The organism is Bradyrhizobium altum (assembly GCF_020889705.1).
GTDB lineage: Bacteria > Pseudomonadota > Alphaproteobacteria > Rhizobiales > Xanthobacteraceae > Bradyrhizobium > Bradyrhizobium altum.
Genome location: NZ_JACMYP010000280.1, coordinates 1 through 10952 on the forward strand (window position 1 = coordinate 1; position 10952 = coordinate 10952).

Annotated in this window: 10 protein-coding genes; 4 read left to right on the top strand and 6 right to left on the bottom strand. The window is 64.7% G+C overall.

What is annotated here, in order from left to right:
• The coding region (locus H8B02_RS39680; protein ID WP_229171155.1) for an AGE family epimerase/isomerase at nt 1-834 on the top strand (834 nt) is incomplete at its 5' end.
• 64 nt (nt 835-898) lie between these two features.
• Here the strand turns inward: H8B02_RS39680 and H8B02_RS39685 are convergent.
• The 6 genes from H8B02_RS39685 to H8B02_RS39710 form a co-directional block, all read right to left on the bottom strand.
• A complete protein-coding gene (locus H8B02_RS39685) occupies nt 899-1738 on the bottom strand; it encodes an ABC transporter ATP-binding protein (protein WP_092115514.1) in 840 nt (279 codons plus the stop codon).
• Between the two features lie 162 nt (nt 1739-1900).
• Nucleotides 1901-3184 (bottom strand): ABC transporter substrate-binding protein, encoded by a 1284-nt coding sequence (locus H8B02_RS39690; RefSeq protein WP_229171156.1) that lies wholly within the window; start codon nt 3182-3184, stop codon nt 1901-1903.
• Nucleotides 3185-3234: 50 nt separating this feature from the next.
• Entirely contained in the window at nt 3235-4308 is a 1074-nt protein-coding gene (locus H8B02_RS39695; protein WP_229171157.1) for a branched-chain amino acid ABC transporter permease, read from the bottom strand.
• A gap of 3 nt (nt 4309-4311) precedes the next feature.
• Nucleotides 4312-5205, bottom strand: coding sequence for a branched-chain amino acid ABC transporter permease (locus H8B02_RS39700; protein ID WP_229171158.1), 894 nt, complete (start codon nt 5203-5205; stop codon nt 4312-4314).
• 136 nt (nt 5206-5341) lie between these two features.
• Nucleotides 5342-7270 (bottom strand): long-chain fatty acid--CoA ligase, encoded by a 1929-nt coding sequence (locus H8B02_RS39705; RefSeq protein ID WP_229171159.1) that lies wholly within the window; start codon nt 7268-7270, stop codon nt 5342-5344.
• Entirely contained in the window at nt 7267-8088 is an 822-nt protein-coding gene (locus H8B02_RS39710) for an ABC transporter ATP-binding protein (protein ID WP_229171160.1), read from the bottom strand. The genes H8B02_RS39705 and H8B02_RS39710 overlap by 4 nt, the downstream gene beginning before the upstream one ends.
• Nucleotides 8089-8487: 399 nt before the next feature.
• On the opposite strand from H8B02_RS39710, the gene H8B02_RS39715 reads away from it, so the two are divergent.
• The 3 genes from H8B02_RS39715 to H8B02_RS39725 form a co-directional block, all read left to right on the top strand.
• Nucleotides 8488-9162, top strand: a complete 675-nt coding sequence (locus H8B02_RS39715; protein ID WP_092115508.1) for a Crp/Fnr family transcriptional regulator — start codon at nt 8488-8490, stop codon at nt 9160-9162.
• A 142-nt stretch (nt 9163-9304) separates the two neighbouring features.
• Nucleotides 9305-10405 carry a GDP-mannose 4,6-dehydratase gene (gmd, locus tag H8B02_RS39720; RefSeq protein WP_229171161.1) on the top strand — a complete coding sequence of 367 codons (1101 nt, stop codon included), beginning with the start codon at nt 9305-9307 and terminating at the stop codon, nt 10403-10405.
• Nucleotides 10386-10952: NAD-dependent epimerase/dehydratase family protein (locus tag H8B02_RS39725; RefSeq protein WP_229171162.1), on the top strand; the 567-nt coding region annotated here is incomplete at its 3' end. The genes gmd and H8B02_RS39725, both read left to right, overlap by 20 nt.

Here is a 10952-nt window from a genome sequence, read left to right on the forward strand (position 1 = left end):
GGCTTCGTCTACAGCCTGTCGCCGGACGGCGGCGTGCATGACCCGCTGCGCGACACCTACGGCCACGCCTTCGTGCTGCTCGCGCTGGCGACCGCCTACGGCCTCGACCAGGACGCCCAGATCCGCGCCGAGATCGACGCGCTGCTGTCGTTCCTCGACACCCAGCTGCGCTCGCCCCATGGCGGCTTCCAGGAAGGCCTGCCGCCGTCGATGCCGCGCCGGCAGAACCCGCAGATGCATCTGTTCGAGGCGATGATCGCCTGCTTCGACGCGACGCATGATTTGTCGTTCCAGAACCGCGCCGGCGACTTCTTCGCGCTGTTCCTGGCCAATCTCTACGACAAGCAGACGCACACTCTCGGCGAATATTTCGAGGAGGACTGGTCGAAGATCCCGCCGGTCAGCGTCGAGCCCGGGCACCTCGCGGAATGGGTCTGGCTGCTGAAGGGATTTGAACGGATCACCGGTTGCCCTACGGGGCGCCCGCGCGGCGAGCTCTTGGCCTCTGCGCTGCGCTACCGCGACGCCACCGGCTGCTTGATCGACGAGGGCGATACCGAGGGCAACATCCGCCGCCACAGCAGGCGGCTGTGGCCGCAGAGCGAGCTGGCGAAGGCCTGGATCGCGCAGGCGGAGTCGGGCGAAGCTGGCGCGGCGGACGAGGCCCGCGCGGCGCTGGTGCTGCTGGAGCGGCACTATCTCAGCCATCCCGTGGCCGGCGGCTGGTACGACCAGTTCGACCGCGAGGGCGCGTCGCTGGTCGCCACGATCCCGGCGTCCTCGTTCTACCATGTTCTCTGTGCGGTCACTGAGGCCGAGCAGGTGCTCGGATAGAACCGCCTTCCTGGTCTGACGCGTTTTCTGCACACGCAACTCCGCCCGAAAACGCTCGATATCCTCACAGCCAGCGCTTGCGCCGCTTGAAGCTCTTCAGGTTCTTGAAGCTCTTGCGCTGGTCGCCGGCGCCGCCGAGGTAGAACTCCTTGACGTCCTCGTTGTCGCGCAGCTCGTCGGCCGAGCCGTCGAGCACCACCTTGCCCTGCTCCATGATGTAGCCATGGCTCGCGACCGACAGCGCGGCGCGGGCGTTCTGCTCGACCAGCAGGATTGTGACGCCGAGGTCGCGGTTGATCTCCTTGATGATCGCGAACACTTCCTTGACCAGCAGCGGCGACAGTCCCATCGAGGGCTCGTCCATCAGGATCATCTTCGGGCGCGCCATCAGCGCGCGGCCGATCGCGAGCATCTGCTGCTCGCCGCCGGAGAGGTAGCCGGCGAGGCCGGTGCGCTCCTTCAGGCGCGGGAAATATTTGAACACCATGTCGATATCGGCCGAGACCTCGCGGTCGCGCCGGGTGAAGGCGCCGAGCCGCAGATTCTCCAGCGACGTCATGTCGGCCACGATGCGGCGGCCTTCCATCACCTGGAAGATGCCGCGGCGGACGATCTTGTCCGGATCGATGCCGTTGATGCGCTGGCCCTCGAACAGGATCTCGCCGCGGGTGACTTCGCCGTCCTCGGTCTTGAGCAGGCCGGAGATCGCCTTCAGCGTGGTCGACTTGCCGGCGCCGTTCGCCCCGAGCAGCGCCACGATCGCGCCCTTCGGTACCTCGAGGCTGAGCCCGCGCAGCACCAGGATGACGTCGTCATAGACGACCTCGATGTTGTTGACGCTGAGCAGTGGCGGCGGCGGGACTGCCGTCGGCACCGGGCGGGTCGTTTCGAGGGTTTCGTTCATGGTCTCGATCACTCTCTCCACTGTCGTCACCCGCGTTTCGTGCGCAACTGCGCACTAGAGCGGGTGACCCAGTATTCCAGACGCGCCAGCGATCAATCGAGAGGCTGCGGCGTACTGGATCCCCCGCCTTCGCGAGGGATGACGACTTCCTGAGTTACGGCCTCACCAGCCAAACCATTCCGGCTTGCGCGGCAGTTCGACGGTCTTCACCTTCTCGAGCTTGATCGTGCCGTTGCCCATCAGGTCATTGATGTCGCCATCGGTCGCGCCGGAAACCTTGGCGCGATAGAGGTCGACCTTCGTCGTCGGGCGATGATCCTTCTCGGTCCAGTTCGAGGGATTGCAGACGCCGTCCATGCCGGCCGGCACCCAGTCCTTCTTCTGGTAGAAGCCCTTGGCGACGTTCTCGCCGGTGGCGCCGCCGTTCTTGGCGGCCCAATCCAGCGCTTCCTTCATGTAGAGCGCGCTGCAGACCGCGGCGATGTAGTGCACCGGGCGATAGACCTTGCCCGACGGATCGGACATCTTGGAAATCTCCATCACCGTCTTCATGCCGGGCGCATTGCCGCCCCAGCCGACCGCCGTGCGCAGCGGGAAGATCACGCCGTCGGCGGCATCGCCTGCGGTCTTGGCGGCATTCTCGTCCATGCCCCACACGTTGCTGAGGAACTGGACGTCGACGCCGGCAGTCTTGCAGGCCTTCATGACCGAGATGTTGGAAGCCGCGGTATTGCCGAGATAGGCGTAATTGGCGCCCGAGCTCTTCAGGCTCAGGCACTGCGCCGAGTAGTCGCCGGGCGACAGCGCGAACACCAGCGGCGGCAGCACCTCGAAGCCGAGCTCGGTGGCGAGCGCCTCACCGGCGGCCTTCGGCGCGTTCGGATAGGGGTGGTTGGCGCCCATGTGGACGAATTTGGGCTTGCCGGGTTTGCCCTTCGCCTTCCAGTCCTCGGCCGCCCAGGTCAGCTCGGCGCGCAGCGCATCCGAGTAGCTCGGGCCGTAGAAGAAGTTGTACGGCGCGGGCTTGGCCTTGCCGCTGGTGCCTTCGGGATCGGTCAGTGCGGCCGCATAGGAGCCCGACATGTCGGGAATCTTGTCCTGCGCAAGGAAGCCGGTCAGCGCCTCGGTATCCGCCGTGCCCCAGCCCATGATCGCCGCGACCTTGGCGTCGGATGCCGACCACTTCTTGTACAGCGCGATCGCGCGCGGCACCTGGTAGCCATAGTCGTTGCTGTCGACGCTGAGCTGCTTGCCGCCGACGCCGCCGTTCTTGTTGACCCAGGCGAAGGTGTCGGCGACGCCCTGGCCATAGGGCGTGCCGACGTCGGAGGTGCCGCCCGAGAGGTCCTGCAGATGGCCGATGGCGATCTGCGCCTGCGCGGTGGCGGCCGCGCTGCTGATCAGCAGCGCGAGGGAGACCGAGCTCAAAAGGGATCTAATCGTCATTGTTGTTTCCTCCTTTTATTCGTTGAACCGAATTTGAGTTGCTTCAAGCGTCAGTGTGAGAACGGATAGAGCTTCCAGTAGGCCTTGATCTGCCGCCAGCGATGCGCGAGGCCGTCCGGCTCGAACATCAGGAAGCCGATGATGATCAGGCCGATCGCGATCTCGCGCAGGAAGGTGATGTTGTTGTTGAGCTGCAGCGCCTTGTCGATGGCGCTGCCCTTCAGCCAGGCGCTCAGCCATTCCATCGATTCCGGCAGCAACACCACGAAGGCCGTGCCCATCAGCGTGCCCATCACCGACCCGGTTCCGCCGATGATGACCATCGCCAGGAACAGCACCGAGCGTTCGATGCCAAAGCCTTCCTGGGAGACGACGAGCTGATAGTGCGCGTAGAGCGCGCCCGCGATGCCGGCAAAGAAGGCGGCAAGTCCGAACGACAGTGTCCGGTACTTGGTCAGGTTGATGCCCATGATCTCGGCGGAGAGATAGTGATCGCGGATCGCGATCAGCGCACGGCCGTCGCGGGTGCGCATCAGATTGGTGACCAGCAGGTAGCTGATCACCATGTAGGCGAGCACGACGTAGAAATACTGCCGGTCGCCGCGCAGCGTGTAGCCGAAGATCGAGAACGGATTGGCGGTGGCCGGCACCGAGCCGCCCGAGAACCAGTCGGCGCGCGAGAAGAAGTCGAGCAGGATGTACTGCGCGGCGAGCGTCGCGATGACGAGGTAGAGCCCCTTCAGCCGTGCCGCCGGCACGCCGAAGACCAGGCCGACCAGCGCCGTGATCACGCCGGCGAGGGGGATCGCGAAGAATACCGGGATCGGTGCGTTGTTGGAGATGTAGGCCGAGGTGAAGGCGCCGAACAGGAAGAACGCGGCGTGGCCGATCGAGATCTGGCCGGTGAAGCCGACCAGGACGTTGAGGCCGAGCGCCGCGATCGCGAAGATGCCGATCTGGATCGCGATCGAGAGCAGGTAGTTGGACAGCAGCATCGGCGCGAAACAGGCGAGTGCAATGCCTGCTATCGCGAAGTTGCGGCTGGTCGCGGTCGGGAAGATCGTGGTGTCGGCCGCGTAGCTGGTGCGGAAATCGCCCGCCGGAATGAGGGTGCTCGTTGCCATTGATCAGACCCGCTCGATGTCTTTGGTGCCGAACAGCCCGTACGGCTTGATCATCAGGATGATGATCAGGACGTAGAACGGCGCGATCTCGTAGAGATTGCCCCAGTGCAGATACTCGCTGTCGACATACTGGGCGACGTTTTCCAGGAGCCCGATGATGATGCCGCCGAGCACGGCGCCGCCGACCGAGTCGAGCCCGCCGAGGATAGCGGCCGGAAACACCTTGATGCCGTAGGCGGAGAGGCCGGACGACACGCCGTTGACCACGGCGACCACGACACCGGCGACCGCCGAGACTGTGGCCGAGATCGCCCACGCCATCGCGAACACGCTCTTCACGGAGATGCCGAGCGACTGCGCGACCTGCTGGTTGAAAGCGGTGGCGCGCATCGCAAGGCCGTATTTGGAGGCGCGGAAGAACCAGGCCATGCCGACCATCATGGCGAGCGAGACCACGAGGCTCATGACATAGACGGTCTGGATCTGCAGCCCGAACAGGCTGACCGACTGGCTCTGGAACACGCGCGGGAACGGCTGCGGGTTGACGCCGAAGATCCACTTCAGCGCAGCCTGGAACACGGTCGAGAGGCCGATCGTCACCATGATGACTGAGATGATCGGTTCGCCGATCATCGGCCGCAGGATCACGACCTGGATCGCGATGCCGAAGATGAACATGAACACCAGCGTGATCGGCATGCCCACCCAGAACGGCAGCTGGTACTTCGTCAGCAGCGCCCAGCACACCCAGGCGCCGACCAGCAGCAATTCGCCCTGCGCGAAGTTGACGACCTGCGTCGCCTTGTAGATCAGCACGAACGACATCGCGACCACGCCGTACAGCGTACCGACCACGAGGCCATTGACGATCAGCTGGATCAGGAACTGGATGTTCATGGGGTGTTGCCAACCTTGCAGATCGTCATCGCCGGGCTTGACCCGGCGATCCATCGCGAATGAAGACCCTTGCGAAGGGGATGGATGCGCGGGTCAAGCCCGCGCATGACGGCCGAATACGCTGTGACCAGATGTCTCATTCAGCGGCCTCCGCAATCGCGGCGCGGCCGAGATCGACGACCTCGAGCGTGGTGCGGACGCGCTGCGCCGTGCCGTCCTGGAAGCGGATCACGGTGTCGACGGGGATGTTGGCCTTGCCGCGGTAGATCGCCTCGATGATGTCGGCGTATTTCTCGTTGATGACGCCGCGGCGGACCTTTCGGGTCCGCGTCAGCTCGCCGTCGTCGGCGTCGAGCTCCTTGTAGAGCAGCAGGAAGCGCGAGATGCGTTGGGCCGGCGGCAGGGTGGCGTTGACCGTCTCGACCTCTTTCTTCAACAGCGCGTAGACCTCGGGCCGCGAGGACAGGTCGGTATAGGTCGTGAACGAGATCCGGTTCTTCTCCGCCCATTTCGAGATGATCGAGTAGCGGATGCAGATCATCGCGGCGAGCGCGTCGCGGCCGGCGCCGAGCACCACCGCCTCGGCGACATAGGGCGAGAACTTCAGCTTGTTCTCGATAAACTGCGGCGAGAAGCGCTCGCCGCGCGAGGTCTCCGCGAGATCCTTGATGCGGTCGATCACGACGAGCTGCCGATTGTCGTTGTAGTAGCCGGCATCGCCCGAGTGCATCCAGCCGTCCCTGATGTCGGCGACCGATGCTTCGGGGTTCTTGTAGTAGCCGTGGAACATGTTCGGGTGCCGCACCACGATCTCGCCGACGCCGTTGACGTCGGCATTGTCGATGCGGATCTCGATGTTGTCGGCCATCGGAACGCCCGTGGTATCGGGATCGACCTTGCCTTCGGGATGCAGCGTGTAAGCGCCGAGCAGCTCGGTCTGGCCGTACAGCGTGCGCAGCGGCACGCCCATCGCCTGGAAGAACTTGAAAGTATCCGGCCCGAGCGCCGCGCCGCCGGTTGCCGCCGAGCGCAGCCGCGTGAAGCCGAGCCGGTCGCGCAGCGTGCGGAACAAGAGCTGGTCGGCGAAGACAGAGCGCTTGCCTTCGGCGAGCGCCGCAAGCCCGGTTTTCATGCCGAGATCGTAGAGCCGCTGCTTGAACGGCGAGGCGTCCATCACGCCGGCGCGGACGTCGGCCGCGATCGATTCCCAGACCCGCGGCGCGAACAGCACGAAGGTCGGTGCGATCTCGCGGAAGTCGTTCATCATGGTGTCGGGCTCTTCGACGAAGTTGACCTTCATCCGGGAGAGCAGCGCTTTGCCGAGCGCGTAGATCTGTTCCATGATCCAGGGCAGCGGCAGCACCGAAACATATTCGTCGTCCGGCCCCTTCGGATCGAAGGCGAGATAGGTCGCGCAGTGCCGCAGCACGCGCCCGGCCGAGAGCATCGCAAGCTTCGGGTTGGCCGTCGTGCCCGAGGTCGTGCAGAGGATCGCGACGTCCTCGCCGCGTGTGGCTTCGACCAGCCGCTCGTACAGGCCGGGCTCGCGCGCGGCGCGGTCGCGGCCCAGTGCGACGAGCTTGCTCGCCTCCATCAGCCGCGGATCGTCGTATTTGCGCATGCCGCGCGGGTCGGAATAGACGATGTGCTTGAGATTGGGCACGCGGTCGGCAAGGCCGAGCAGCTTGTCGACCTGTTCCTCGTCCTCGGCGAAGACCAGCTTGGCCTCGCCATAGGTCAGGAGATAGGAAGCTTCCTCATCCAGCACGTCGCGGTAGAGGCCGAGGCTCATCGCGCCGATCGCGTGGCTGGCGATCTCGGCGGCGACCCAGTCCGGCCGGTTGTCGCCGATGATGCCGATCACGTCGCCGCGGCCGAGCCCGAGCTCGACCATGCCGAGCGCGAAATCATGGGTGCGGGTCTGGTAGTCGTTCCAGGTGAATTCGCGCCACAGCCCGAAATCCTTCTCGCGCAGCGCGATCTCGCCGCCGTGTTCCCTGGCGTTGAGACGCAGCATCTTGGGAAAGGTGTCGGCCTGCGCGGCGCGACCGGCATAGTCCATCATGCCGCGCTCTCCCGCACCGCCGGCTTGTCGTCGGGATCGACCAGCACCTCGTCCTCTTCGCCGAGATAGGCGCGCTTGACGTGGGGATCGGCCAGCACGGCGGCCGGATCGCCCTCGGCGATCTTGCGGCCGAAATCCAGCACCATGACGCGGTGGGAGATGTCCATCACGACGCCCATGTCGTGCTCGATCATCATGACCGTCATGCCGAACTCTTCGTTGAGATCGACGATGTAGCGCGCCATGTCTTCCTTCTCCTCGAAGTTCATGCCGGCCATCGGCTCGTCGAGCAGGATCAGCTGCGGCTCCAGCGCCATCGCGCGGGCGAGCTCGACGCGCTTGCGCAAGCCGTAGGGCAGGGTGCCGGCGGTCGCCTTGCGCACCGACTGCAGATCGAGGAAGTCGATGATCTCCTCGACCTTGCGGCGGTGCTCCAGCTCCTCGCGGCCGGCGCCGGTCAGCCAGTACAGCGATCCCGTGACGAAGTTGTTCTTCAGCAGGTGATGGCGGCCGACCATGATGTTGTCGAGCACGCTCATATGGTGGAACAGCGCGAGATTCTGGAAGGTCCGGCCGATGCCGAGACGAGGCCGCGCGTTCGGGGTGAGGCCGGTGATGTCCTGGCCGCGATAGAACAGCTGGCCTTCGGTCGGCCGGTAGCGGCCGGAGATGCAGTTGACGATCGAGGTCTTGCCGGCACCGTTCGGGCCGATGATGGAGAACAGCTCGCCCTCGTCGACGCCGAAGCTGACTTCGGTCAGCGCGCGGACGCCGCCAAAGCGCAATGAGACTCCGCGCACCTCGAGACTGTTGGCCACCCTGTTCCCTCCAGATACGGGCGCTTTGGCGCGCTCTTTATCTTCGCTTCGATCCTGCTTCGATCTTACATGGGCCGCCGGAGGGAGACCATCCGACTAATGAAGCCGGCGTTCGGGAGCATCGCTCGCCCCGATCGCCTGCGTCATGCGCGGTAACGCCGCACCCCGCCTGCAAGCCCGTCTCTCGCGTCGTCCGCGGTCAGCGATCCATCAAGGCGCTGCGCGGCGTTAGGCGAGGTGGCTCTGAATACGAGAAAGCGATAGGTTGAATTGTCATGTGCCCGACAATTGGTCAGGAATTTTCGCTGGCATTGCAGGAAGCGGGTTCCTGGCTTCGCGCACGGCGTTGCTGCGGTGCAATATCGTGTCAGTATCTTGGGGTGGGATGCCGTCGCTAGAATGATTGCTGCTGATTACCTCAAGCGCATCGCGGCCTGGTCGCGCGAACTGAGCGAGCAAGAGATCGAAATCGCGCGCGCCGGCATTTCCGAGAAGTCCTACCGCGCCAACGAATTCATCTTCATGCGCGGCGACAATTTCCAGTACTGGACCGGCATCGTCACCGGGCTGGCGCGGATGGGCATCGTCTCGCGCGGCGGCAAGGCCGCGAGCTTTGCGGGCCTCACCGCCGGCGCCTGGTTCGGCGAGGGCACCGTGCTCAAGAACGAGCTGCGGCGCTACGACGTGGTCGCGCTGCGCGACACGCGCCTCGCGATGATGGATCGCCGGACCTTCGTCTGGCTGTTCGAGAACAGCGTCGGCTTCAACCGCTTCCTGGTGGGACAGCTCAACGAGCGGCTCGGCCAGTTCATCGCGCTGCTCGAATATGGCCGCACGCTGGACGCCACCGCGCGGCTGGCGCGCTCGATCGCCTCGCTGTTCAATCCGATTCTCTACCCCGAGCTCACCTTGCACCTGGAGATCACCCAGGAGGAGATCGGGGCGCTGTCGGGTATCTCCCGGCAGAACGCCAACCAGTGCCTGAAACGGCTCGAGCGCGAGGGCCTGCTGCGGCTTGAATATGGCGGGGTGACGATCATCGAGCTTGATCGGCTGCGCCACTACGGGGAGTGACCGGCTCTGCGCCGAACGACGCCACTTTTCGAGGCTCTAAAGTCCTGATTTCAAACGATTAAGCCATTAGACTTGAAGCAGGCCGGGTGCTACAGACCGGCCTCGTCGGGACCGCGCGGTTTTCGCGCTTTCTGGAGATGACATGGCGGTTAAGGATTCGGCGGCTCAGGACTCAAAGCGGCGCGTTGCGCTGATCACCGGCATCACCGGGCAGGACGGCGCGTACCTCGCCGAATATCTGCTTGGCCTCGGCTATACCGTGCACGGCATCAAGCGCCGGTCGTCCTCGTTCAACACCGCGCGCGTCGACCATCTCTACCAGGATCCGCACGCCGGCAACGTGCCGTTCCTGATGCACTACGGCGACATGACCGATTCGACCAATCTGATCCGGCTGGTGCAGCAGATCCGGCCGACCGAGATCTACAACCTCGCCGCCCAGAGCCACGTCCAGGTCAGTTTCGAGAGCCCGGAATACACCGCCAATGCCGACGCCATCGGCGTGCTGCGCCTTCTGGAGGCGATCCGCATCCTCGGCATGGAAAAGGAGACGCGGTTCTACCAGGCCTCGACCTCGGAGCTCTACGGGCTCGTGCAGGAGGTGCCGCAGAAGGAGACCACGCCGTTCTATCCGCGCTCGCCCTATGGCGTCGCCAAGCTGTATGGCTACTGGATCACGGTGAACTACCGTGAGGCTTACGGCATGTTCGCCAGCAACGGCATCCTGTTCAACCACGAGAGCCCGATCCGCGGCGAGACCTTCGTGACGCGCAAGATCACCCGCGCCGTCGCCCGCATCGAGGTCGGCCTGGAGAATAAGCTCTATCTCGGCAATCTCGATGCCAAGCGCGACTGGGGCCATGCTCGCGACTATGTCGAAGGCATGCACAAGATCCTGCAGGCCGACGAGCCCGGCGACTTCGTGCTCGCGACCGGCGAGACCCGCTCGGTCCGCGAGTTCGTCGAGCTGGCGTTCGCCGAGGTCGGCCGCAGCATCGAATGGCGCGGCAAGGGCGTCGAGGAGATCGGTGTCGACAAGGCGTCCGGCAAGACCCTGGTGCAGATCGACCCGGTCTATTTCCGTCCGACCGAGGTTGATCTTCTGATCGGCGACGCCAGCAAGGCGCGCGCCAAGCTCGGCTGGGCGCCGACGACGCCGTTCGCGCAACTGGTGAAGGAAATGGTCGCCAGCGATCTCGTCGAGGCCAGGCAGGATGTGGCCAATGGCAAGCACGGCGTTTGAACTGAAGGGCAAGACGGTTTTCGTTGCCGGCCATCGCGGCATGGTCGGCTCGGCGTTGATGCGCCGGCTGGCGCGCGAACAGGCCGATCTGCTGACGGTGTCGCGCGGCGAGGTCGATTTGCGCGACCAGGCCGCGGTCAATGCCTGGTTTGCCGCGAAGCGGCCGCAGGCCGTGTTCCTCGCCGCCGCCAAGGTCGGCGGCATCGTCGCCAACAACACGCTGCGCGCCGAGTTCCTCTACGACAATCTGGCGATGTCGACCAATGTGATCCAGGCGGCCCATGCCAATGGGTGCGAGAAGCTGATGTTCTTCGGCTCGTCCTGCATCTATCCGCGCCTGGCGCCGCAGCCGCTGCGCGAGGATTCGATGCTGACCGGCCCGCTGGAGCCGACCAACGAGCCCTATGCCATCGCCAAGATCGCCGGCATCAAGATGGCCGAGGCCTATCGCAGCCAGTATGGCGCCGATTTCATCAGCGTGATGCCGACCAATCTCTACGGTCCCGGCGACAATTATCATCCCGAATACAGCCACGTCGTCGCGGCT